Below are 25,676 nucleotides of genomic sequence, written 5' to 3' on the forward strand. Positions count from 1 at the left end.
AAAGAAACGAGATACCAAAGGAAGCCGCCTAAATCGGCGGCCCCGAGAGGACATACTGTACGGAAGGTGCTTGACTTTTACAGTTTATTTAATATGGATCGGTGGTATTGTTTTAGGGGATTGGGTGGTTGGTTTAGATTGGGGGAGATGGCAATTTGTAAATGACTGTGTTTTTGAGAGTTCTGCGGGCTTATGGCCCGTTTTTTTGTGGCTTGGGTTCTGAGGCTGACCACGCAGCCCGGCCCGAGACAACGATTATCTCAAAACCTAAATAGGTTTAACGCCCTTCTTAACAAATGCGTTGATATTTCTCCTTGGAAGTGATAGCATAAGCCACTTTTTCAATTGAAAAAGAGGTTTAAAAAAATGGGGATTACTCAAGATATTATAACTATCGAAAGAAAAATTGAAAGATTGAACAAAATCTGCGAGGAGGAAGGAAAAAAACGTGGCGGAGATTAAGTACCTGAAGGACTACCCCCAGTACCTGCCTATCGTGGCGTACTGGAACTACAGGGAGTGGCACACGGGCGAGCTCCCCTTCGACGACATCATTGTAAGATACCAGAAGAGGATGCGGTACGCCGCCGTCCCCACGACGCTTATCGCAATCGAGGACACCATGCCGGTGGGGTCGGTGTCGTTGAAACTCGACGATCTCCCGGAGCGCCCCGACCTCAACCCGTGGCTGGCGTCCTTCATCGTCACGCCCGACTACCGCGGCCGGGGGATAGGGAGACAGCTAATCCGCGCCGCCGAGGCCGCCGCCAAAGAGGCGGGCGTCTCCCGACTGTACCTTTACACCCACACCGCCGACGCCCTCTACGAGAAGGAGGGGTGGACGTACCTCGAGGTGGTGAAGACTAAAAAGGGCTATGAAGAGTCGATCTACCACAAGGACCTTTAAATGTATCTAACGAGGATTAATATAATATGCTGTTGATGAAAAAAGAGGGGGCCAAGGGTTCGGTCGTCTTCATCCACCCGGCTGGGTCTTCGGGAGAGATATGGAGGGACGACGCTCAGTACTTCTCCCGCCGGTACAACACCATGACGATGGACCTCCCGGGGCGGGGGGCCACCGGCGGCGAGGGGTCGACCGACGCCTTCGAGTACGCCCGCTTCGTCAAGGGGGCGATGGACCTTGCCGGCTTTTCTACCGCCGTCGCCGTGGGAAGCTCGATGGGGGGCGCCGTCGCCCAGGCGCTGGCCCTCGACTACCCGCAAGCCGTCTCCGGCCTAGTGCTCCTCGGGACCGGGGCAAAGCTCCCCTGCGCCCCGATCATCTTCGAGACGATCATGACCGACTACGCGAAATTCCTCGACATGGCGGGGGAGATGGCCTACGGCCCGAAGGCGGAGAGGGCCGTAATCGCAAGGCACAGGGAGATAGCGGCCCGAATAAGGCCGGAGGTGGCTAACTGTGACTTCACCGCCTGTAGCAGCTTCGACTCCAGGGAGAGGCTTAACGAGATCAAGGCGCCGACGCTGGTCATGTGCGGTGAGGCGGACTACATGATGCCGGCCAAGTTCTCCGCCTACCTCGCCGAGAATATCAAGAACTCGAGGCTCGTCACCCTTCCCGACGTTGGCCACCACCTTATGGCGGAGGCGAGGGACGAGTTCAGGAGTCACGTGACGGATTTTCTCAAAGAGATATTTTAGCGTCAAAATCCCTCACCCCGCCCCCCATGCGATAAAGGCAAACAAGGATGATCGGCCATTGATCACGCCGTCGCCTCGAGGATCTCCACCGGGAGGCCCTCCCTTCCTATCTTCCCCTTCAGATCTCCCGCCTCCAGGCACTCCGTTGCGAACCACCGCCCCCTCACCTCGATCCCTAAAAGGTTAAAGACCAGAGAGCATAGGTTCATTACGTTCTCGAAGGGGTATATCTGATACTGAGTCACCACGAGGTAGGCGCTCTTCCCCTTCGGGAGGCGGGACTTCGGCATCACGGGTATGTTCCCCTTCTCCCTCCTCACGTCCCGGTAGAGCCTGAACATCGTATCCCCCTCCCTCCCCTCCCCCTCGACGTGGGAGATGAAGGCCTTGCACCTCTCGAAGAAGATGCTGGAAAGGGCCGACTCCTTCGCCACGTAGACCGGCGTCCCGAAGACGATAACGTCAGCCCTCATCATCTCGTCGAAGACGACCTGGAAGTCGTCGTCGATTACGCACCTCTTCTTCGGCTCGCAGCCGTAGCAGCCGGTGCACACCGACATCTTGAGGTCGGCAAGATCGATGTGCCTTACACTGTCGTTTTCGCCCGAGATTCGATCAGTCAAAAGCCTCACGGCAAAGGCGGTGTTCCCCTTCTTTCTTGAACTCCCGTTAATGGATAGAATGTTCATTTTCAAACTCCTATAATAAGAGGTTATTCTAAACTTGATTCCCTTTTAAAATATCTGATATTTTTTTATTTTATTTCCATTCTGTCATTCCCAACACCACTGAGAATCCATACTGTCATTCCCAACACGATTGGGAATCCAGAGTGTCATCCCTAACTTTATCGGGAATCAATACTGTAATTCCCAACTCGAATGGGAACTTATGCTGTCATTCCCAGCTTGACCAGGAATATATGCTGTCATTCCCGACTTGATCGGGAATCCAGTGAATATCTTTCTGGATTCCCGTTTTCACGGGAATGACGATATAGTCTTAGTACCCCGCTTCCCAAGGGAATGACATTTGATGTTTCAATTTATCGGTTTTATCTCGAACGAGACCGAGCCCTCAACCGACCGATTGGTCATGAATCTCATGGCAAATGACTCGGAGTAGTTCCTTGCGTCCTCGACCGTCTGCCACTCGTATATCCCCATGCAGTCGCCGCCCGCCTCGTCCAGAAGCCATATCTTTGACCTGAAGCCCTCAAGACCCGCGAAGAATGGTATGGTGAAAAGGGAGAAGACCTTGTTCACCTCGGGCGACATCTTCTCCACGTGAAAGCGAACCACAAACCTCGCGCCGGGAGGCTTTCCGTTCTCCGATCTCGGCGGGTTGAGATACGCCTGCCTGAAGACCGTAAACTCGGCCTTGTCATCTATCTTGATCTTCTCGCCGATCCTCTCCCTCGGGAAGTGGAGACGGCCCGAGAGGAGATAGAAGTTCGCCATTAAAAAGCTTAGAAAGATTAAAAAGGGGGGATTCGGTTTCATCTCGTTCCTCCTATGATATAAACCCACACTAAAAATTTTGGAATCAGCACTTTTCAAAATTCGTTCCTTCGTTAAAGCATCTAATACAATTCACCCTATTTCTATCTTGTCTTTTCCAGTACTACAGGGAACATATTCTGTCATTCCCAGCTTGACTGGGAATCCAGAAAAATATCAAACTGGATTCCCGCTTCCGCGGGAATGACAGTATAGTCTTAATACCCGGCTTCCCAGTCGAATGAAATTTGTTTTCTTAACTCCTTTAATCACGATCACCCCTAAATACTGATCAACCAACATGCTATACTTATTATACTAATAATGTCTATATAGTTCATTTTAAAGTCAAAAAAAACTACACCTTCAGCCCATTGAAGAGGCAGTCGAAGGAGAGACCGATCCTTTTCGAGAGCTCGTCTCCCACCGCTCCCGCTCCGCTCCCGATGTGAAAAATCACTATCGCCCTCAGGAGGTCGAAGATGAAACCCGCTGTAACGTCCCCCCTCAATATACCCTTCTCTATCCCCGTTTCGATAAAATCTAAGACCCGATCGGTCAGCTCGTCCTGGTGCACCCTGACTCCCTTTTCCACTGCGGGGTATTCGAGAAATATCTCCCGCATCGAATCAGCCCTGACGGCGCTCAAGAGGATTGGGAATTCGGTGATCATCCTCCTTAAAATATCCACATATTCCCCCTCCCCATCGATGATCTCAACGAGGCGAGACTGGACGCTCCTGATGCTTCTCTTCGCCACCCTCTCCACCAGCTCCTCCTTGGAGCCGATGATCTTATAGAGGGTGTTTTTTGCAAGACCCGCCTCAGAGGCGAGGGTGTCCATGTTCCAGCCCTTGAGACCCATCCGGCTGATTAGCTCCGCTGTCCTCTCCAATATCCTCTCTTCAATATATTTGTCGTTTACCTTCACAGCCGTAATAATCCCCTATGTACTTTCTATACTAATATAGTCCTTTCAGTATAGTTTGTCAAGAAAAAAATGGCTGATGGGCCATTTTTTTAAAGACCGCTATTCCTGAACGAGGAAGAACTCCTTCGGCCTGATGTTTACGACGAGGATGCCGATGACGATTAATACAAGCCCCCCTATCAACCGCGCCGTCACAGGGTCTTTCATAAAGATCGTTCCAAGGAGCACGCCGGAAAGGGGCATCAGGAAGATAAAGGCGGACAGGTGGGTGGCCTTGTATCTCAAAAGGAGGTTTGTCCAGGCCAAGTAGCCCATCCCAGCCACAAAGACCGACTGGTAGAGGATGGAGACAACGACCTCCCTGTTAAGCACAAGCATTATGTTTCGCTCGAAGATGAGGTGGGATATGCAGAGGACGACTATCCCTATCGCTATCGGGTGAAGCACGAGGTGGAGACTTTCCCATTCATCGAGCCATCGTTTAATATAGATTGTCTGGGACGCCCAGCTGATCGCGGCGATAAGCACCAGAAGATCGCCCAAGAGGCAATTATGCTCCGAAGCTCCCTCCCCTCCACTCCGGTAAAACAGGATCAAGACTCCCGCAAAGGCCAGGAGTATCCCAACGATCTTCCTCAAGTTGAGCCTGTCGTCCACGAGGAAGAAGTGGGCGAGAATGGCTACAAAAAACGGCTGGGTGTTCATCAGGATTGCGGCGCGGGAGACGGTGGTGTAATTCACACCGGCGTAGAAAATCGTGAATTGCACCCCGAATAAGAATCCGAGGACCGCCACGTGTCCCCACTGCCTCGCCGTCATAGCAAGCTCCATCTTCTTGAATCTGGCGTAGGTGTAGAAAATGAGCGACGCTATTATAAAGCGTATTGCGGCGGACGCGGCGGGGGGTATCCCGATCAGCGATACCTTGATTGCAAGGGCGTTCGACCCGAAGATGATGCTCAGAATCACCGCCATGGCCGAGCCCCTGAGGTCCATTGGCTTTTGTGACATCGGAGATTTATATCACCTGACGGGAAGAAAGTAAAGGAGATATTATTAAGCGTGGTATTACCGTGTAATTTCCTCATGAATAGTTTGCGCGTAATACATTTTGATGATAAAATTTAAAATATTTTTTTTTATTACTCAAAGGGGGCACATATGAACAAGAAGGAACGGGTCGAGGCGGCCTTAAATCACAAGAAGCCGGACAGGGTCCCGACAATATCGTGCATGGACGTACAAAAATACGTCTACGATTCCTTGAACGAGATACCGGTGAACACCTACAAATACCTTATCAATCCCGTCACCGCGAAGATCATCGATTTTACATCCCCGCTTCTGAATTACATGGAGGTCTTCGACAAGGACGTCACCGAGTTCATGCTGAAAAAGACCGAGTCGGACGTCAAGATGGGCTTCGACTCAACGTGGAACATCTACGCAAATATCTTTCGGTTTAAAAACTCGAAGTTCATGACGGACGTCTACGGCGGAAGGCTCTACAAGATCACCGACGACGGCTACGGGAATATGGACACGCCCATGTTCGTTGAGGGTACCTTCAGGACCCCGGACGACTGGAGGAGGTTCAACAAGAAACACTGGGAGGCGCTTCCGGAGAAGATGTTCAAGTTCAACGTCCTGATCAACAGGGAGTTCGGCGACGATATCTACATCTTCGGGTCCCTATTCATGGGATTATTCGAGAACGCCTGGCAGCCCTTCGGATTCAACACCTTCTCCCGGCTCCTGAAAAAGGAGCGGGGATTCATGGAGGAGCTCATCGAGTACAACAAGAACATGTACCTGAAGTGCGTCGACGCTTCGATAGACGCCGGGCTTCCCGGCTTTATCGTATCCGACGACCAGGCATATAAATCGGGCCCGATGGTCAACCCGAAGACGATGGACGAGCTCTTCGGGGAGCCGTACAGGGAGATTACGGATCACGCCCACAAGAAGGGGGTCCCGATGGTGATCCACACCGACGGCTGGACGATACCCCTTTTGAAATATTACAAGAAGTGGGGATTTGACGGACAGCACTCCCTGGAGCCCACAGCGAACGTAAACCTCGCCGACGTAAGGGCGGAGATCGGCGAGGATATGGCGCTCTTGGGACACCTCGACATCGCCCACGTGTTGTCCCACGGTACAAGGGAGGAGGTCTTCGCTCACGTCAAGGATTCGATAAAAGAGGGGGGCAAGAACGGCAACCTGATTCTCGGCCCCTGCAACTCCCATGCCGATATAAGGGTCGAAAACATGAGTTGGATGATGGAGGCGATAGAAGAATACGGGAATTATCCTCTAAAAATATAGAGTTATGTGATTATTCTGTATATTTTGTGTATAGGTAGTGTAAATTATTGTAATCATTGAACTTTTTTCTTGACTCTCTATTAACATCCTGATACATTTTCCGCAATTGAGGCTGTTAATGTCAGTAAGTCCAACCTTTAAATGTATTCAGGAGGTTTGAATGAAAAAGTTTCTAACAATGACTTTAGCTGTTGTTTTTGTCGCCGTTGCTTTTACAGCCTTTGCGGCGGAGACCACGTTTTCCGGCAGTTATCGAGTCAGGTCATGGAGCGAGTACAACTTCGACAAGAAACTGGAAGATCAAAACAACAATTTTCCGGGACATGACAACGCCCAGTACGACGGCTGGTTCGACCAGAGGTTCCGCCTGACGATCACCCACAAGAGGAGTGAGTTCCTGAAGGCCGTAATCAGGGTCGATCTCGTGGAGGACACCTGGGGACAGCAGAGAAACCTGCTTATTAACAACAGCGCCGCCGGCAACTTCATCGATTTGGCCTACATCGAGTTTGCGCTCCCCAAGATCGGTACGTTCACCGTCGGTAAGTTCCCTGAGACCTACGGATACGGGCTCGCATTCAGCGACGACGGCAGCGGGACAATCAACCTCACCGGAGCCCGCTGGGCGAACGCCTGGGGTCCTGTCGCGGTTTCCGTCCTTTACGCGAAGGTGGCGGACAGGGTATCCACGGCACAGCCGATTTCGTACAACTGGGATGCCGACCTCTACGCTATGAGAATGAAAATAACCCCCGCGGAGAAGCACGTGATCGAGCTCTTCGGCGGATATCTCCAGGACAACGACGCCACCCGCGATAGCGGACTCGGTGGTGTGTATAGGAACTCATGGGCCGCAACTTGGAACTTCGTCTCTGGTGCCGATTATAGCGCAGACATTGGTTTTATGGGCTTTGCCTACACGGGTAATATTGCCGACATGATCGATATAGCAATCGAGAACAGCTATATCATTGGACATGCCACAAGGCATTATGGCGCAGGCCTTGCAACCTCGGCAGTCTCGGCTGTTGACAGCGCCTCTATAACGGGCTGGAACGTCTACGCCGATGTCTCCTACTACAAAGACCTCCTCAGGGTCGGCCTGGCCTTCATCATGGGGAGCGGTCAGCACCACTACTGGAACGACAATGTCTACAATAACATCAACATGAACTACATCAGCGCCGACAAATTTGCCTTTAACAAGATTATCGTCGGTGACGCCGGCACAAACTCGATCTGGAGAGGCCGCAGGGGGCCCTTCGACAATAACAACAACATCGAGAACATCACTGCAGTAAAGCTCTACTTCGAGATCTGCCCCGTCGAGAAGCTGACGCTGAACGGTTCGGTCACCTGGGCGAATTGGACAGAGGATGTTGGACAGAACAATTTGGGCACCAGGGCGGCTCTTGTTACCGCCAAGGGGAGCGCGTATCCACACCCCGCGGCGAACTACGGCAACTACAACTATCAGTCGTGGGATGCGGACGACGACCTTGGGTGGGAGGTCGACTTCGGCTTCTCCTACGAGATCATGGAGGGGTTGACATACTCGCTCAGCGCGGGCGTTCTCTTCACCGGCGACTCATGGGATTACGAGAAGGCCGACGGCACAAGGGGAGACTGGGGCGAGATCTGGTCTGTCACCAATGTTCTCACCTACAAGTTCTAAGATTTCACATATTCTTAAAAATCCCCGGTGGGCAACCGCCGGGTATTTTTTATTGAATCAAATCCTTATTATCTTACCTTCCTGTAGTTTCCTCTAATTTAACCATTTTTTTCGTTTAACCTTAAAATATTATCGTGATTTTTTATTAAAATATTTTAATTTTTTTCTTGACATCTCCCCCATATTTTGATATTTTTTACTAAATGTAGTGTATTTTTTCATATCAATTTCAATAATTTGGAGGTTTGAATGAAGAGATTTTTAGCATTAGTCCTGACCGTAGTCTTCGTTGCGACGGCCCTTGCCGCGTTTGCGGCGGAAACCACGTTTAAAGGTCAATACCGGGTCAGGGCCTGGAACGAGTACAACTTCGACAAGAAGCTGGAAGATCAAAACAACTTTTTTCCGGGACATGACAACGCCCAGTACGACGGCTGGTTCGACCAGAGGTTCCGTCTCACAATCACTCACACGAGGAGCGAGTTCCTGAAGGCCGTAATCAGGTTCGATATCGTCGAGGACACCTGGGGACAGCAGAGAAACCTGAGGATAAACAACAGCGCCGCCGGCAACTTCATCAATCTGGCCTACATCGAGTTCACGCTTCCTCAGATCGGTACCTTTACAGTGGGCAAATTCAACGAGACCTACGGCTACGGCCTCGCGTTCAGCGATGAGGGGGACGGAACCATCGGCCTTACCGGCGCCCGCTGGGCGAACGCCTGGGGCCCTGTTGCCCTTTCCGTCCTTTATGCAAAGGTTTCGGATGGGATTTCCGCTGGTTCCAACACTGCCTGGTACAACTGGGATGCCGACCTCTACGCCATGAACCTGAAGATAACCCCCGCAGAGAAGCACGTGATCGAGCTCTTCGGCGGAGCCCTCATCGATTCAGATGCCTGGGGCAATATTGTTGGCGGTTCTTTATGGAACTCATTGGCCGCCAGGTGGAATAGCTTTGGTGACGCCAGCGCTGTCATTGGTTTTACGGGCATCGCCTACACGGGCAACATCGCCGATATGATCGACATAGCGATCGAGAACAGCTACATCTTCGGCCATGCCACACGTCACGTTGGTCCGGGTCTCCTTAACCCAACAGCTAATTACCCGATAAGCTACTCAATAAACGGCTGGAACGTCTACGCCGACGTCTCCTACTACAACGACCTCCTCAGGGTCGGCGTGGCGTTTATCATGGGGAGCGGCCAGCATCACTGGTGGAACAGGCCTACCTACGACAACATAAACATGAACTACATCAGCGCCGACAAGTTTACCTTTAACCAGATTATTGTGGGGAATGCCGGCACAAACTCGATCTGGAGGGCTGGCAGGGGTCCCTTTGATGACAATAACAACATCGAGAACATCACCGCGGTAAAGCTCTACTTCGAGATATGCCCGGTCGAAAAACTGACGCTGAACGCCTCGATAACCTGGGCGAAGTGGACCGAGGATGTGGGCAAGAACTTGGTGGGAACCAGGGCGGCTATAGTTAATGCCAAGGGGAGCGCGTATCCGCATCCTGCGTCTTGGTACGGAAATTACTTCTACCAGTCCTGGGACGCCGACGATGACCTCGGCTGGGAGCTTGACTTCGGCTTCTCCTACGAGATCATGGAGGGCCTGACCTATTCGCTCAGCGCGGGCGTGCTCTTCACCGGCGACTCATGGGATTACGAGAAGGCCGACGGCTCCCGCGGAGACTGGGGAGAGATCTGGTCCATTACAAACCAGTTGCTGTATGAATTCTAAGGAATTCCATAGTCTAATGAGTTCTGAGTAGTTAGAGATCATTAGACTTAAATCTAAAAAAAGCCCCCGGCTGTTAAACTCGGGGGCTTTTTATTGAATATACTAAATCAATAAAAATGTGTTAATACAACAACACTCTTATCTTTTCCCACACACTTCCTCCCCTTCCCCCCTGACCTCAAAACCGGGGGGCGAATATTACTATCCACATAAAAAGAGCCCTTCACCCCCCCGGAGTCCCTCAATCCATGTCTCGTTTATCTCTCATTCGCCCTTTTCGTGCATCTCCCTTAGTACCCTCCTCAGGACCTTTCCGGTCATGGTCTTTGGGATCTCGTCTACGAACTTCACGATCTTTGGAGCCTTGTAAACGGCCATCTTCTCCCTGCAGAACTGGATAATCTCCTCCTCGGTGACCTTCCCCCTGTAGTCCTCCTTCAGAATTATATACGCCTTTACCGTCTCGCCCCGATACTCGTCGGATACGCCCACGACCCCCACCTCTTCCACCGCAGGGTGCTCATAGATGTAGTTTTCCACCTCCACCGGAGCGATGTTGTAGCCAGAGGCGATGATGAGGTCTTTTATCCTCTCGACGAAATAGACAAAGCCGTCTTCGTCCATATATCCGGCGTCGCCGGAATGCCACCAGCCGTCCTTCGTGAACTGCTTTTTCGTATCCTCCGGCTTCTTCCAGTACCCCTTCGCCACCCCCGGCCCCCGGTGGACGAACTCCCCCACGGTTCCCCTCGGGACGATTTTACCCTCCTCGTCCACTATCTTGAGCTCCGCCGTCGTGGCTCCCAGGGTTTCGCCCTGAAACTTCCTCTTGTTCTCGAACTCGATTATTCCGGGGGACGTCGCCATGGTCTCCGTACAGCCGTACCCGTTGTAGAGATAAGACCCGACCTTTTCCTCCCACTCCTTCTGGAGGGGGGGCGGCACAGGCGCCCCGCACGCCACGGTCACCCTTATGCTTGACAGGTCGTACTTCTTGAAGTCCGGGTAGTTCAAAAGGGCAATGTAACCTGTGGGCGGTGAAAAGAGGACGGTTACGCCGAAGCGCTGGATTACGTCCATCATATCATCCGGCTCGAACTTCGGGACCGGAACCGTGGTGCATCCGAAGCTCATCGCGGGGAGGAGCCCCAGGGCGTAGCCCGCAATGTGAAAGAGAGGAAAGAGCATTAGAAAAACGTCGTCTTCCTTGATGCCCAGAACGTCCGCCACCACGCTTGCGGCGTTGAAATTGTAGTGGGTTATCATGGCCCCCTTCGGGAAGCCTGTGGTCCCTGATGTGTAGAGGAGCATTGCGAGGTCTTCCTTGAAGTCCAGATCCGGCTCCGGGGGCTTGCCCTTGTCCTTTGCTATCACATCCATGAAATCGAGCATGCCCTCGGGCACGCTCTTGTCCATCTGAAGGAGGGGGGGAAGCTTCGCCGTGGGGGCTGAAAAATCTTTTATGTGAACTAATATGACGTTGGATATCTTAAGCTCCTCCAGAACGGGCTGCACCACCGGATACAGGAGGTCTATCCCCACAAAGACCTTTGCCTCCGACTCGTCTAGGATGTACTTGACCTCGTCCGCCTTGAGCATCACGTTAAAGGGAACCGCGACAGCCCCGACCTTCGCAATGCCGTAAAAGGCGATGATGTGCTGAGTACAGTTGGGAAGCATAGTCGCCACCTTGTCACCCTTTTTTATCCCCATCTCGATTAAGGTCTGGGCGAAGCGGTCGCTCAGGTCGTCAAGCTCCCTGTAGGTGGTCTCGTGGTGCAGAAAGATCACTGCCGGCTTATCTGGAAATTTTTTGGCGGAATCCTGCATCGGCTTGTAAAGGGGGGCTTCGGGAACGGGAGGTATGGGATTGACCCCCCAGGATGGATCGAATTTTTGGTAAGATTCCTTGGACATAGTTTCCTCCATAAAACGGTTATTGGTTAGCTATAGGCCTCTCCTTTCTTTACACATGTTCTTAAAAACATTGTTTGTTTTCACAGTTCATACTATATTATTATGTTTTGTTATACAAGAAGAATTTTACCGCCGCCTTTGGAACGGCGCTTTGTATATTGTTTATCAATCGAACCGATGCAGCCTAGCTTCGACGGGAAACCGCCCTCCAATCCGGCGAGGGCGTACCACAAGCCGCCCAAGGTGACGAGGCTTCAAAAAGCGTCAAAAATCCGGCCTTTGTTCGAGAGCACGTCGTGTAATCAACCCGACCCTGTCATCCCGCCGCCTTGTCTCCATTCCCTTTGGAGTATCAATCCAGCCGGCCTACCTACCGAGCTCAGCCTCGATCCTCTCGGCTATCTTCTCGGGATTCGGGATCATTAGGTTTTCCAGATTCGATGCGTAAGGTATCGGGGTCTCCCCCGCGGCTATCCTTATCGGGTTTTGGGAGAGGAGCCCGTGCCCGCAAATCACCGTCTTAGCTATCACCTCCGACCCTATCCCTCCGGTCGGATTTCCTTCCTCCACCGCAACCAGACGGCCGGTCTTCTTGACAGATTTCAGGACCGTCTCCATATCCATCGGGTAGAGGGTTACGAGGTCGATCACCTCCGCCTCGATTCCATTATCGGAGAGGATCTCCGCCGCCTTGAGGGACACCCCCACCCCTAAGAGGTGGGTTACGATGGTGAGATCGTCCCCCTCCCTCACGACCCTCGCTTTCCCGATGGGAAGCGTGTAGTCACCTTCCGGAACCTTTCCCGCCTCGGCGTATAGCAGCTTGTGCTCGAAGAATATAACCGGGTTGTTAGACCTTATAGCCGCCTTCAAAATCCCCTTGGCGGTAAAGGCGTCTGACGGGGCGACCACGATGAGACCCGGGATGCCGAAGAAAAACCGCTCCATCGACTGGGAGTGCTGGGCGGCCATCCCTATGCCGGAGCCCACAGGAGTCCTTATCGTCATGGGGACCGAAACCTGCCCCCCGGTCATGTACCTGATCTTCGCCGCCTGGTTCAATATCGGATCCATCGCACACGTCAGAAAGTCGGAGAAGAGTATCTCCGGCACGGGACGAAGCCCTGTTATCGCGGCCCCCACAGCGCCCCCGATGATCCCGTTTTCCGAGATGGGGGTGTCGATGATCCTATCCTTGCCGAATCTCTCCACGAGGCCGTCGGTGACATTGAAGTAGCCCCCCAGAGTCACGTCCTCCCCCCAGACGAAGACGTTCTTGTCCCTCTCCATCTCCTCGGCCAGCGCCTCGTTTATCGCCTGGGACATCGACACCTCACGGCCTGTGGTGAGCTTGTCGAACCCGCCTGTGGTGAGCTTGCCGAAAGACCCTGTAAAAAGGGACTTCTCCTCCGGGGTGTAGACCTGGGTCATCAGCGACTTCGGCTCGGGCACTTTGGCGCTCTCGGAGAACTCCGCCGCCTCCGAGACTACGGCCTCCGCCTCCCTCTTTATGCTCTCCACATCCTCCTTTGTCATGGCCCCCCTCTTTACCAAGTCTTTCTCGAAGCGGAGGATGGGACACTTTTTCTTGTAGGCCTCCCTCTCCTTCTCCTCCCGGTAGAGCTGGGGGTCTCCCTCCATGTGGCCATGCCACCGGTAGGTCAGAAGCTCTACGAGGCGGGGCTTTGAGTCTTTTCTGATCTTTTCGATCATATCACTCACACCCTTCATCACCTTTACCACGTCGTTTCCGTCGATCCTGACCGCCTCCATCCCGTAGGCCGCCGCCCTTCTGTAGAGTTCCGGCACCGCCGAGTGATTCTCCACCGAGGTGAACTCCCCGTAGAGATTGTTCTCGATGACGAAGAGAACCGGGAGCCCGAAGACCGAGGCCATGTTCGCCGCCTCATGAAACATCCCCTGGTTCACCGAGCCGTCTCCGGCGAAGACGACCGAGATGTCGTCCCTCTTCTCTTTTTTCCCGATGTTCTGCATCTTTATGGTGAGTCCCGCCCCCATCGCCAGGAGGTAGCCCGCCCCCACGATCCCGTTCGCGCCAAGAACCCCCCTCGTCCCGTCGGTGACGTGCATAGAGCCCCCCTTCCCGCCGCAGAGCCCTGGCGCCTTCCCGTATATCTCCGCCATCATCTTCTTCACGTCGGCACCCTTCGCTATGATGTGCCCGTGCCCCCTGTGGGTGGTGTTGACGTAGTCGCTGTCCCTCAGGCTCAGACAGACGCCGGTTGCCACCGCCTCCTGCCCTATCGAGAGGTGGATCGCCTCCGTGGGAAGTACCCCGTCCCTGAAGGCTGCCGACAGGTGCTCCTCGAAGGCCCTTATCAGACACATGTTCTTCAATATATCGGTCTCTGTCGCCTTCCTGAGCTTTGCGTTCACCTTTGCCCTGGGGATTTCACCCCCCCTTTCTACAAGTTCGAGGGGAAACTCCGGAAGGAGCTTCGTATCGTATGTCCCCCTCTTGACCCCTTTTCCCCTTTTCCATAACCTCCCTTTCCTTTTTCTCTTTTTCCCCTTCTCCGGCGCCGTCAACAGGTCATCCCTGCCGCACTCTTTCAGAACTCCGGGATACAGGGCGAAAGCGGGCTTCAGGGCAGGGAGGAGCTTCAGCGCCTTCTGGACGGAGCCTTTGGCGATTATCTTCCTTCCGGCGATGGCCAAAGGCACGTTGATGTCCTGCATCCAGAACTTGTGGCTGGTCTCCGCCGATAGGATCATCTCGACATCGGGATCCATATCGGGGTCGTCCGGGTTTTCCGGGTCCCAGAAATAACGGGGTAAATCGCCCCGGGTGTCTATGTAGAGGTTAGCGTCCGGGTCTTTCAGGCGGAACTTGACGAGGATTTTTACCGAGGAGACCGAATCGACTATCACCTTGTCGTTTAATATCTTGTCCCAAAGCGAGGATAGGACGCCGACCATTTCGTCTCTGTCCTTAAACGGCCACATTTTAAGACTCCTTGTAATTCAGGTTAAAATATTAAAGGCAATAATTCGGACTTGATATTATATATCGCCCCTGTTTTTTTTAGGGGATCGGCGTAAGAGTCGCTCACGAAACAGAGTCTATTAGGCCTGCCTTGAACAGCGGTGACGCCGAGAAAAAGAGGAAAGCAGCCCGCTCAAACAGCCGTGTCCCGACTAAAAAATCGGGGCGAAAAATACTCCTCCCCCATGTGGAGGAGGCATCAGCTCCCCTTGAGAAACTTCTCTTCGCATAGCTCGATCGCCTTTTCGAGGAGAGAGAGCGCCTCCTCACAGGCCGCCTTGTCTACCAGGATGTTGAGCTTGAACTGTAGCACCGACCTGTCGAAGCCGGCAGGGAAGGCCCACAGCCCCGACTCGAAGCTGCAGGCGGCCATCATCATGCCGCCGTAGGGGTTGTCGAAGCGAAGCCCGATGACGAGGCCGTTTTGCCTTACCTCGGCCAAAAACGGGTGACGCCCCTTGATCTCCGCCAATCCCTTTGCGACGAGCTCCGACATTGCGTTTACGTTCTCGAGTACCCCCGACCTCTCCAAGATCTCGAGGACCTTAAGCGCGATGACACAGCCGAGCTCCGAGCCGCCAAAGGTGGACGAGTGTCCCCAGCCGTCCTCCATCATCCACCCGGCGACCTTCTCCGAAAGGAGCGCCGCGGCAATGGGATATACGCCTCCCGAGAGCCCCTTTCCGGTGACCAGCATGTCCGGCTTTACCTTGTAGCCCTCGCAGGCCCAGACCTTGCCGGTGCGCCCCAGCCCGGTCTGCACCTCGTCTGCGATAAAGAGGGCGCCGTGCTTTTCACAAAGGTCTTTCACCTCCGGGAAATATTCATCGTAGGGCATGAGGAAGCCGCTGGTGGCCGGGATCATCTCGGATAAGACCGCCGCCGCATCGTCCCCATTCAGGGCGTCCTTCATCGCCTCAATGTCGTTAAAGGGTACGAGATCGAACTCCCCCTTCGGCCCACCGGAGAGGAAGAAGTCTGCGAGGTCGGCATAGCCCCCGGCCCGAAGGCCGAGGCCGCCGTGGCCGTGATACGCCTCCTTGAAGGCGACGATCTTCCTTCTGCCGGTGAACTTCCTCGCAGTCCTGATCGTAATATCTATCGCCTCTCCTCCGCCGGGGGTGAAGACTACGTATTTCATATTTCCGGGAGTCAAGGCGACAAGCCTCTCGGCAAGCTTGGATCTTGCGATGCTGGCGAAGTGGTGGTTTCCGATGTCGTACTGGTCGACCGCCTCTTTAAGGGTCTTCACTATCTCCGGGTTTCTGTGCCCCAGGTTGTAGGTTCCCCCGTTTATGTGGACGTCGAAGAGCTTTGTGCCGTCGAGGTCCCAGAAGTAGTTCCCCTCCCTGCGGCCCATCACCGGGACGGTGCCCAGCATCTTGAAGGTCTCCACCCTCCCGGGGCACACGTAGCGGGCGGCAAGCTCCACGATGTCGTCCTTTTTCTGCTCCATCTTCAAAACATCGGATACTATTCCATCGCTCATCTTAAACACCTTTCAGACAGATATTTGAAAATTACGTTATATTGCAATTTAAGTTACTATACATCGCACGAAAAGTCAAAATTATTGTATAGAACGTTGGTAAGCCAAGAGGGGGAAATATCTTAAGGGAAACATCTTTAGAAAATACTTTTTGAAAAACGTCGAAGGGGCCGGGCCTTCCGAGGCGGTCATTGGGCAACACCTTTTATCAACGGAGGGGAACCAACCGCTATCCGTCCCTTACTAGATAGACCCTTCTCTCCGAGGGGCTGATCGTGGCCGTCCTCCCGGACGTGAACTGGAGGTAGTCCTTCTCTATACCGTCTCCGAATATCACCCCCTCCTCCGGCATGTTGGACTTGATGACAAGGGGGCTCCCCTTTGTCACCACCCCGTGGACTATCCCGGTCCCCGTGACCTTTGAAGGAAACGGCTCCCTGACGTTGAAGAGGAGGCGGGCCTGGTCCCTCCCAAAGGGGACGTCGTAGGGGTACTTGGCCCCGGAGACCTTCTCGGCCCACGTCTTGAACGAGACCAGCCACCCGGTAGACCCGGTCCCCGTCGAGACAACTATCCCGCTGGTGGAGTGCTCCTCCTTGGCCCCCCCGTACTCGACAGTGTATCGGGCCGAGACGTGGGTCCTCCTCCCGATGAAGAGGTCGTTTAAGGCCCTCATCGTCTGCCCGTCGTCGAGGGCCGCCTCCGCCATCGTCAACGGTTCCATCTTCGCGTCCCCCATGAGGACCGTATGGAGCACCTTAGGAAATCCGGCCACGTTGCACGTGGCGAGGACGCCGTCGAACCTCTTCTCGTCCGGGTTGACCGAGATCACCGGCTGCCCCCCTACGTACTTCGCCACGTTTATAAAGAGGCCTGGGTCCCCCACGACGACGACAAGGTCGCTCTCCCCGAACTGGAAGTTCGCCAGGTCTTCCTTGTCGACCACTTGGGACCTTGTCTTCTTGGGGATATTGGAGAGCGTCTCCTTAAGGCCCCTCTTGTAGACGCTGTGGGCCTCCTCGTAGGAGCTGTAGGAGTGACCCGAAGCGGTGATATAGAACCTGGCCTGAGATGCGGTGGAGTGCCTGACCAGAAGCCCCTCGAGCATCGTCTTTTTCTTGACGACTACGATCTTCTTTATTTCCATCTCGACCGTCTACTTCTTCAACAGCTGCGCCAGGAGATCCGGGGTTATGGTGAGGTTTCCGATCTTCTCGGCGTTCTCGCCTATAGCCAAAAGCGCCTGGGCCGTGATCTTATCGGCGCCGAGCTTATCGTAGACCTTTAGCTCCCTCTCCTTGGCCTGAGCCCTGTACTCCGCATTTTGGATTATGTTCTTCCCCTCCAGCTCCACCAGCTCCTTACGTTTAAGCTCCAGCTCGATCTTTGTCTTCATCTCGTTCTGCTGGATTACCCTCTCATTCTCCACCGCCTGCGCCCTTCTCGCGTATATCGCCTCGTCCGCCTTCTGAAGAAGCTGTTCCCTGTACTCCGCCTCGAGGGCCTTCGCTATCTCTGGGGTCGGCCTGATGGAGGCGAAGTAGAGGCTCCTGAGATCAATACCCATATCACTGAATATCTCCTCCCTACCCAGCCCTTCGATAATATCTTTGGCCAGCTTGTCCCCCATCAGTAGGAGCTTCGCCAGCGGGGTCTCCTGAACGATGTTTCTCGTCTTACCCTTGATAAGCTGCAGGATATGCTCCGGGAGCTTCATGGAATCCTCGGTCAGGTACTCCTTGGTCGTCGGATCTACGGAAAAATTGTACGTCTCGATGACCCTCTTGGGACTCGAGACCCTGAATATGAATCCCCCCTGGATGTCGACTTCCTGGTTGTCTTTGCTGAATTCCTTGAAGTAGAAGGGCTGGTCGATCGCCGCCACGGAGACCATCTCCACGGTCGTCCTGTAGGGCAGGTAGTACCCGGAGATCCCCTCGCCCTCCTTCTTGACCCTCCTTCCGATCCTTATCCTAACGAACTCGGTCGGCTCCGCCTTGAAATAGTGTATCCCAAACATTAGTCCTCCCTTATATTTGGCTTTGAGTCGGCGTTTAAGCCTTATTTGTGCATTTTCTTTCTTAACATCTACTTTTTTCGGAAAACCAACGATATTTTAACTTATATCCCGTCCATATGCAATTCCAAACTTCGGCTGTAATCCTCCTCCCAATCGCATGATTAACCTTGACACATTATCCAATACCTATCTATTATTATACGGAAATTGTAAGCTTTAATCAGACATGTCAAGGGGAGCCCATAATGTTGGCCTTTATCACTATGGTGATCCGTTTCGTAAGGACGATCTTTAGGGGCCTCAAGGACCCGGAGTTTCGCGGCCTTCTTTATCTCGTGATCTTCACGCTGATGAGCGGAACGGGCTTCTACCACAAGGCGGAGGGATGGAAATTCATCGACTCCCTCTACTTCAGCGTGGTTACGCTGACGACGATCGGGTACGGCGACCTGGCGCCCACGAAGCCGATATCGAAGATATTCACGATAATCTACATCTTCATCGGGATAGGCATTCTGATAATGTTCATCGACAAGGTCGCCCGAACAACGATCGCGGCGAAAGAGGAGAAGAGGGCCATAAGAGAGGCCAAGAAGAAAGAGAAGAAGGCTAAGAAAGAGGGGAAGGTGGATTAGGGGCCGACGGCTATTTCTTCGCCGTTCGCTCGAACCTGAAGTCGCAGACGGGAGCGCCCCCGGCGATGGTGCCCGTCCTCACGAACCTGGCGCCCAGCGGCTTAAGGTAATTGGGGAGCAGGACCTCGTCCGAGTAGCAGCTGACGAGGCACGCCTCCGGGACGCCCAGCCTCCTGTATATGTCGTACCAGACGCAGTAGGTGATGTTCATCTGGAAGTTGTCGCCCGTGTTCTCGACTATCTCGACGCGGTGGCACCCCTCCCTGTTGTCACCCTCGGCGACCGATGTCAGGTAGTCCCTAAACGCGTGGAATGGATTTTTAAATTCCAGGAAGTCGTCGGGCGCGGGCATGACGTATTCCAGCGTATCCCCGCCGATCCTTTCGCTCAACAGCCGAATAATCTCGTTTGCCTTATCGGCCCCGGCCGTCCTCTTTATCGCGGAGAAGACCGCCGCGAGCGTGATCTGCTCCCTTATGAACTGCTCGTCATCCAACCCCATCTCCTTAACGGGGGAGAGGTCGACCCTCTTCATCCGCCGCTTCTCCGCGAAGTAGATCACGATGAGCTTGGGTATTCTCATGAACCCGACCTCGTCGAAGATGATCTCCGTGCCGAGCCTCGCGACGCTCTTTTTCACCTCCGACGGCAGCGCGCTGAGCTGCCTGCTTAGACCCACGCCGTAGTTCTTGAGATTTTCCAATTTCATTTCAAGCGACCGCAGATAAACAAAAAGGACGTCAATTGGTCTTAGCGACTATCTTTTTATACACTAAACGAATGACGAGGACAACGATAAAATATGCGGTGTAGTGGAGAAAAAGAGCAAGGGTAAGGGCAGCTGCGGTCGAGAGCTCAGTGCCGAGGAGCTTCGACTCGATGAGCGCCACCGACATGGACGGCGCCATGAGCACGCGGTAGACTATGGCTAAGGCGCCGCCCGATTCGGCGGCGGCCCGGGCGAACACAAGCCCGAAGACGAAGACCAGCGTCCCGACGAGGAGCGGGTGGAGTGGGAGGGGGTTATTTGGATGGGGGTTGGGGGTGGGGGAGAGCCAAAGATTTTTACAAATGCTACCAAAAGACTATAAACATAGACTATTATATAAGTACTGTGGATTGCTGTCTGGTGTAGCGCCTTTTTATCTCTTGAATCTTTGTTTGATATAATCTTGAGTTTGACTGGCACTTAGTTCTGTTGTGGAAGGGCCAGTTCGGATATAAAAACGCTCAATACTTCCATCTTTTACAAATGTTGGCGATTTAGCATTGGAGCATTCAATTACCATGACCCGACAACTATCATAATCTTCAAAGCGTGCATGTATAAACTGCATCTTTGACGGTCCGATACGATCATTAATCAAATTAACAAGGTGAAGGCTCATCTTGTCTTCATTTTCAAAACCATCAGTATCAATGCCAAGAGGAGTTTGATCATCCGCAACACCGATTGTAAGAATACCACCATTTGAATTAAGAAATCCTGCAATTGTTTTCAGTGTTGCCAATTCAATTTTTGGGTCTCTGCTACCAGTATGAAGATTGACTCGTAAAGTAGATTTATATTCAACTTCACTGGATTCTCCATTTTTGATTATATCGCTTAAGGAAAGAGGTATATCTTTAGCTGCTCCAAGTTGTTCAACCTTCAGTGTTAGATAACCTTCCTGAATTACCTGCGCAATCAATTCACGTCGTTGTTCCAAGAACTCGCTATAATTCATCTGCTCCCAATTTCCTGGTAGCGCATGCCAATGGTACATACGTGATAGTTCTTCTTTCCCGAAACGCGATATCATCCCTGGTAGATACTTAGCCGGAGATTGATCCATAATCTTACTATTATCGCCCCACTCAACAAGTGCATAGTTAGCGATTTGATTTGTTTCTCGTAAATCTATAATACCGAGAGTCCCAAGATAGCCCTTTGGAAAAAGATGATGTCGCTCTACAACACTACGAATCCCTTGTAATACCGGATCCAACAGTTCCGAAACTTTCAATTTGGAAAACAGAACACGAGCGTCAAGTAACACGAGTGCAGCGTTATAGGCAAATAACGAAGGGCTGCGAGGCGATGATGTTGCTAAGTCATTAGGCAGGGTTATTTTCCAGTAGTCTTCTGTTAATGCCAGATCGCAGGCGTTTCCTAATATGTTCACAAAATTATCCGCATCTTTCACTTCGCGAAAGCGTGCTAAATCAAACTCCATAGCAGATTCCGACGAACCGGTGAAACGTCCTGTAATACTGGACATGAAAAACCATCGCGCGATGATTCTACGAAGGCGATATTCGTCAACACCGTACTCGGTTCGACCCATGAGATACAAGATGTAAGAAAAAAGAAGATTGTTCTTGGAACTGATCATACTGTCACTACGGAAACCTGCCAGCAAAATACAATTCATGAAGTCATGCCAGTATAGGAGGTTAATCACGCGTTCCTGAGCTTTTTTGAGTACTTCGAACTGCTCAACTCGTCGCTCATCGCTGAATTGTTCTGTTTCCAGATCTTTTCCGCGTAACATGGAATAAACATATCTGAGCCGCGCACGCTTGAATCCAATTCCTACACTAACCCGCAGCAGTTGATCGGGATCAGGTTGAATGAAATAATTGAATGGTGAAACATCCCTTCTTAATGGTTTGCGTGCCTCCCTGCAGAACTGTTCAAGTTGGGTTCTACCTTCATCCCAGAAAACCGACATAAGTGTCAGAATAAAGTCAGCCTGGTTGAGCGGTGTACCTTTACTGTTTATGCGTACAAAAACATCAGCTACATCCTCTTCGCTGATATTTGCCGAGAGCTCCAATGCAGTAAAAGGAAAACTCAAGAGTGACTGGAGTTTTGAGATTGCCTTCTTTATCTTCTTTTCTTCACTTCTGTTGACCTCGCGTAAATCTTTCAATTCAGAAAGATAGCGGTCAACAATCTCAAAAAGATCCGTATCCTTGTTCCACAATATGGAGATATCGGGGATGTATGACTTATCTCTGCGAATGGCTGCATCAGCTACTTCGAATTTTTCCAAAATCGGGTTAAATGCAATATGAATAAATTCAGTACTATAGTTTTCGCGGACAACCGGGATATTTTTCAAAACTGCATATAGGGACGTCAAACGTTGCTGGCCGTCAACGATCAGTAAACGAGGAAGTTTTTGCTTGGTATCTATGCCAATAACGCGGGCATCATCAGAAATTCCGTTTTGCCAAAACAGCAAATAGCCAACTGGATAGCCTTGGTACATAGAATCAAACAAATCTCGTACTTTGGCATTTTTCCATACAAAGGGGCGCTGAATGTCGGGTAGGCCTATCTCACCTAATTCTATATACTTAACCAAAGCATTCAGATCGTAGTTTACTTGTTTAAAAACTGTTTCGCTCATGATCTTCCTTTAAGGCTTATATAAATTACACACCCTGAAAAAAACCACTGAGACAAACGACTTTTATAGCAACTATAAATCCAATCCCAAACAAACCCAAATCCGAATCCCCAACCCCCATCTCAGATTACCCCCCCCCCACCCACCATGTCAATACAAAAAAAAAGTGGAATTATTACAAAGATAAAAGAGGCGCCCAACCGTGTATCGGGCGCCTCCGCATACATGAAATTTTTTATCTTAAACCTAATCGGTGAAGTGGTCGACCTCCATCTTCGTGGTTATCCCCTCCTCCTCCAAAAGGCGCACCGCCAGCCCCTCGATCTTCGGGAGCTCGTAGTGGAAGAAGAACTTCATCGTGATAAGCTTTCCCTCGTAGAACTTCACGTCCGTCCCGGCCGGCTTCGACGCGAGGACCTTGCTTGCCGCGATCCCCTGCTTCAGCCACTGCCACGCCACAGCGATTATCCCGAACATCTCGAGATAGAGGACGGCATCAGATAAGTACCTCTCTATCTCCCCTTTAAGGGCAAAGCCGACGAGGCTCGCTGTTACGTCCTTGAGCTTCGCCGCGGCGTTCTCCAGCCTCTCGGCGTAGGGCCTGAGGTCGGCGATGCCGTTTGCCTCCGCCATCGTCTTCTCTAACTCCTCCAGGTAATACTTGAAGGCCTTGCCGTCCTTCATCACCACCTTTCTGCCCAAAAGGTCCATCCCCTGGATGCCGGTCGTCCCCTCGTGGATCGGGTGTATCCTGGCGTCACGGTAGTACTGCTCCAGCGGGAACTCGTCGCAGTAGCCGTAGCCGCCGAAGCACTGGAGCCCCTGGCTGACCGAGTGGATCCCCATCTCGGAGGGGTAGGTCTTGGCGACCGGCGTCAGGATGTCCAGGAGGAACTTGTATCTCTCGACGTCCTCATTGATATTTCCGTCGTCCCCGTTTCTCGTCAGGTCCTCGTACATCGTGCTTTGGAGGATGAGGGAGAGGGAGCCGTCTATGACGGCGCGCTGGAACAGGAGCATCCTCTTTACGTCGGCGTGCTCGACGATCGGGATCTGGGGCTTCATCGGGTCTTTCTCCATGATGTCCCTCCCCTGGGGCCTCTCCTTGGTGTATTCGAGGGCGGCGTAGTAGGCCGCCGACGCGATGGCGACCGCCTGCACCCCCACCATGAGCCTCGCCTCGTTCATCATCTGGAACATGTGGAAGAGCCCCTTGTTCTCCTCGCCGACGAGGTAGCCGTGGCAGTTGTCGTCGTCCCCAAAGCTGAGCTGGAGGATGGGACACCCCTTGTAGCCCATCTTGTGGTACATCCCGGTCACGTTGATGTCGTTTCTGACGAGCGACCCGTCGCCCTCGATCCTGAGCTTAGGCACCAGAAACAGGGACAGACCTTTAAGCCCCGGCGGGGCGCCTTCGGTCCTGGCAAGGACCATGTTGACCACGTTCTCCACGCAGTCGTAGTCACTGCCGGAGATGAATATCTTCTGGCCGCGCAACTTATAATGACCATCTTCGGTAGGATAGGCGGTGCACGTGACGTCGCCGAGGGAGCTTCCCGCCTGCGGTTCGGTGAGCGCCATCGTCCCGCCCCATCTCCCCTCCAGCATCGGCGGGAGGTACTTCTCCTTCTGCATATCGGTCCCGAATGAGAGGATCAGGTGGGCGGCACCCATAATCATGCCCGCGTAGACGGCCGCCGAGAAGTTCGCCGCCGAAAAGATGAAGATGCAGGCAAAGCCGAGCGTCATCGGGAGCTGCTGCCCGCCGACATCGTACGAAAATATCGAGGAGAGCCATCCCCCCTCGCCGCACTCCTTGAGGAAATCCCTTATCATCGGGTGGACCTTGACCTCGCCTCCTTCCAGCCTCGGCGGCTCCCTGTCCATCTCCAGGTAGTATGGGAACAACATATCCCGCCCTATCTTCGCCGCCGTATCGAGCGCCATATCGAACATCTCCTTGCTGTGGTCCTGGAAGTAGGGGGTCTTCGTGAGGTCTTCTATGTTAAAGACCTCGTATAGCAGGAATTTCAGATTTCTCTCACTGTAGAACTTTTCAGCCATGACTGCCACCTCTCAAAAAATATTAGATCATTTATCAATAAACCGCCGTTAGTGTACCCACATCCGAAGGAACTCGCTCGCCGCAAAAAAGAGGGTCTTGATCTCATCGATCTCTAACTTTTTGCCCTCGAAAAAAATTGCGAAGGCCGTCCCCTTGCTCTCGAAGTGGGGATAGTCCTCCTTCAGCCCCATGAACCACCGACAGACGCCGGCGTTCAGTATCTCCCTGACCCTGAGCTCGTCCGCCCCCCTGACAACGTATGACGACGAAAACTCCGGGTCGAACTCCACGTTGATATCTTTGTGATCGAGCCCGATGAAGCCGAGGAACCTGTAAAGCCTGTCGGCGTGCTTTTCCGGGACCACGGTGCACTCGGGGAAATCGAGCCCTTCTTCATTTACGGCAAAGGCCGTTCGGTAATATGACCTGTTGCTGCTCTTCTTTCTGAAAAGCCCCTCGAAGAGGTATATCTTTCCGCCGCGGGAATCCTTCGTCAGGAGGTTTTCAATCCTGACGCTGGAAAAACCTCTGAACAGCCGAAAGTGCGATAGAATGGCCTTCAGCTCGTTTCTTGCGACGCTCAGTTGGGGGCCGAAGAGACGAATTGCCGAGATTATGATATCCCCCATTACCCTTCCGCCGCGGCCGGAGCCGGGGGGTTCGGACAACACGTCCGTCTTCTTGATCTCGAGATCGTCCGATGTAAACCCCAGCTCCCTGGCGAGACGGTCGAATGCAAGCCTCCTTTCCTCCCTGGAGCGGTATGTATACAAAAGGATGAGGAGCGCCCCCAATACAAACAGGGCGAATAGGATCTTCGGGAAAAGGTAAAAGAAGATGTCTTCCGTCAAAGGCCGGCTCCCCAAATCTTTTTTATCAACAGCGGAGGGTTTTGTTCCCTGCCCCGTCCACTTGCCCCCTTATAACCATCCCGCCGATTTTCGGATGACTTTAGCCATTGCAGGAAATCTCTCGATCTAAAATAGCAGATTGGGGAGTTAAATTCAATTTTTTATTTTCTTTTGGGGAATTTTTAATAGGCGGGTTTTTTTCGTACAGACTTTGTCGAATGGTATTGAAAAGTGGTTGTAGCTTAAGACCTCCACAAAATACAGATGTAGGGACATACGGAAGTAATGTTTTAAAGGCGGGCCTTATAAAACAATTAATGCCGTATTATCATAAAATCCTTGGGACTAACAGACATTCGGAATAGACCAAATCCCCCTCTCTCCCCCACCCACCGATATGCACACGACCATCCCCACCCCGCCCTCTTTATCCCCTCC

The 25,676-nt window shown here is 52.6% G+C and carries 20 protein-coding genes; 6 read left to right on the forward strand and 14 right to left on the reverse strand.

Features of this window, described 5'->3' with window-relative positions; translation table 11 throughout:
• Positions 1–448: 448 nt before the first annotated feature.
• Positions 449–907 carry a GNAT family N-acetyltransferase gene (locus JW984_08365; protein MBN1573192.1) on the forward strand — a complete coding sequence of 153 codons (459 nt, stop codon included), beginning with the start codon at positions 449–451 and terminating at the stop codon, positions 905–907.
• 26 nt (positions 908–933) lie between these two features.
• Positions 934–1,665 (forward strand): alpha/beta hydrolase, encoded by a 732-nt coding sequence (locus JW984_08370; GenBank protein MBN1573193.1) that lies wholly within the window; start codon positions 934–936, stop codon positions 1,663–1,665.
• A gap of 62 nt (positions 1,666–1,727) precedes the next feature.
• Here the strand turns inward: JW984_08370 and JW984_08375 are convergent, their stop codons facing one another.
• The 4 genes from JW984_08375 to JW984_08390 all read right to left on the reverse strand — a co-directional run bounded on the left by JW984_08375 (position 1,728) and on the right by JW984_08390 (position 5,106).
• The gene (locus JW984_08375; GenBank protein MBN1573194.1) at positions 1,728–2,354 is read right to left on the reverse strand and encodes a flavodoxin family protein; all 627 of its coding nucleotides are present in this window, start codon (positions 2,352–2,354) and stop codon (positions 1,728–1,730) included.
• Positions 2,355–2,705: 351 nt separating this feature from the next.
• A complete protein-coding gene (locus tag JW984_08380; GenBank protein MBN1573195.1) occupies positions 2,706–3,167 on the reverse strand; it encodes a hypothetical protein in 462 nt (153 codons plus the stop codon).
• 355 nt (positions 3,168–3,522) lie between these two features.
• Positions 3,523–4,095, reverse strand: coding sequence for a TetR/AcrR family transcriptional regulator (locus JW984_08385; GenBank protein MBN1573196.1), 573 nt, complete (start codon positions 4,093–4,095; stop codon positions 3,523–3,525).
• A gap of 99 nt (positions 4,096–4,194) precedes the next feature.
• Entirely contained in the window at positions 4,195–5,106 is a 912-nt protein-coding gene (locus JW984_08390) for a DMT family transporter (protein MBN1573197.1), read from the reverse strand.
• 150 nt (positions 5,107–5,256) lie between these two features.
• Here JW984_08390 and JW984_08395 point away from each other — a divergent pair, with 150 nt between their 5' ends.
• The 3 genes from JW984_08395 (at position 5,257) to JW984_08405 (ending at position 9,856) form a co-directional block, all read left to right on the forward strand.
• On the forward strand, positions 5,257–6,423 hold the full coding sequence (locus tag JW984_08395; protein MBN1573198.1) for a hypothetical protein: 1,167 nt from the start codon (positions 5,257–5,259) through the stop codon (positions 6,421–6,423).
• Positions 6,424–6,583: 160 nt separating this feature from the next.
• Positions 6,584–8,098: a hypothetical protein gene (locus JW984_08400; protein ID MBN1573199.1), complete on the forward strand. Its 1,515-nt coding sequence runs from the start codon at positions 6,584–6,586 to the stop codon at positions 8,096–8,098.
• Positions 8,099–8,347: 249 nt separating this feature from the next.
• Positions 8,348–9,856, forward strand: a complete 1,509-nt coding sequence (locus JW984_08405) for a hypothetical protein (GenBank protein ID MBN1573200.1) — start codon at positions 8,348–8,350, stop codon at positions 9,854–9,856.
• 264 nt (positions 9,857–10,120) lie between these two features.
• On the opposite strand, the gene JW984_08410 is transcribed toward JW984_08405, so the two are convergent.
• From JW984_08410 to JW984_08430, 5 genes are all read right to left on the reverse strand, one after another.
• Positions 10,121–11,773 (reverse strand): AMP-binding protein, encoded by a 1,653-nt coding sequence (locus JW984_08410; protein ID MBN1573201.1) that lies wholly within the window; start codon positions 11,771–11,773, stop codon positions 10,121–10,123.
• 366 nt (positions 11,774–12,139) lie between these two features.
• Positions 12,140–14,740 (reverse strand): dehydrogenase E1 component subunit alpha/beta, encoded by a 2,601-nt coding sequence (locus JW984_08415; GenBank protein MBN1573202.1) that lies wholly within the window; start codon positions 14,738–14,740, stop codon positions 12,140–12,142.
• Positions 14,741–14,979: 239 nt separating this feature from the next.
• A complete protein-coding gene (locus tag JW984_08420; protein MBN1573203.1) occupies positions 14,980–16,236 on the reverse strand; it encodes an aspartate aminotransferase family protein in 1,257 nt (418 codons plus the stop codon).
• 262 nt (positions 16,237–16,498) lie between these two features.
• Positions 16,499–17,416 (reverse strand): NAD(+)/NADH kinase, encoded by a 918-nt coding sequence (locus JW984_08425; GenBank protein ID MBN1573204.1) that lies wholly within the window; start codon positions 17,414–17,416, stop codon positions 16,499–16,501.
• Positions 17,417–17,425: 9 nt separating this feature from the next.
• Positions 17,426–18,289, reverse strand: coding sequence for an SPFH domain-containing protein (locus JW984_08430; protein ID MBN1573205.1), 864 nt, complete (start codon positions 18,287–18,289; stop codon positions 17,426–17,428).
• Positions 18,290–18,534: 245 nt separating this feature from the next.
• Between JW984_08430 and JW984_08435 the strand changes: the two genes are divergently transcribed.
• The gene (locus tag JW984_08435; GenBank protein ID MBN1573206.1) at positions 18,535–18,924 is read left to right on the forward strand and encodes a two pore domain potassium channel family protein; all 390 of its coding nucleotides are present in this window, start codon (positions 18,535–18,537) and stop codon (positions 18,922–18,924) included.
• A gap of 10 nt (positions 18,925–18,934) precedes the next feature.
• Here the strand turns inward: JW984_08435 and JW984_08440 are convergent, their stop codons facing one another.
• The 5 genes from JW984_08440 to JW984_08460 form a co-directional block, all read right to left on the reverse strand.
• The gene (locus tag JW984_08440; protein MBN1573207.1) at positions 18,935–19,633 is read right to left on the reverse strand and encodes an L-2-amino-thiazoline-4-carboxylic acid hydrolase; all 699 of its coding nucleotides are present in this window, start codon (positions 19,631–19,633) and stop codon (positions 18,935–18,937) included.
• Positions 19,634–19,664: 31 nt separating this feature from the next.
• On the reverse strand, positions 19,665–19,832 hold the full coding sequence (locus JW984_08445) for a hypothetical protein (protein MBN1573208.1): 168 nt from the start codon (positions 19,830–19,832) through the stop codon (positions 19,665–19,667).
• Positions 19,833–20,066: 234 nt separating this feature from the next.
• Positions 20,067–22,322: a DUF262 domain-containing protein gene (locus tag JW984_08450; GenBank protein ID MBN1573209.1), complete on the reverse strand. Its 2,256-nt coding sequence runs from the start codon at positions 22,320–22,322 to the stop codon at positions 20,067–20,069.
• 246 nt (positions 22,323–22,568) lie between these two features.
• Entirely contained in the window at positions 22,569–24,386 is a 1,818-nt protein-coding gene (locus JW984_08455) for an acyl-CoA dehydrogenase (protein MBN1573210.1), read from the reverse strand.
• 48 nt (positions 24,387–24,434) lie between these two features.
• Entirely contained in the window at positions 24,435–25,238 is an 804-nt protein-coding gene (locus tag JW984_08460) for a hypothetical protein (GenBank protein MBN1573211.1), read from the reverse strand.
• Positions 25,239–25,676: the final 438 nt, after the last annotated feature.

The sequence above is a fragment of the Candidatus Zymogenus saltonus genome, assembly GCA_016929395.1.
GTDB classification, from domain to species: domain Bacteria; phylum Desulfobacterota; class Zymogenia; order Zymogenales; family Zymogenaceae; genus Zymogenus; species Zymogenus saltonus.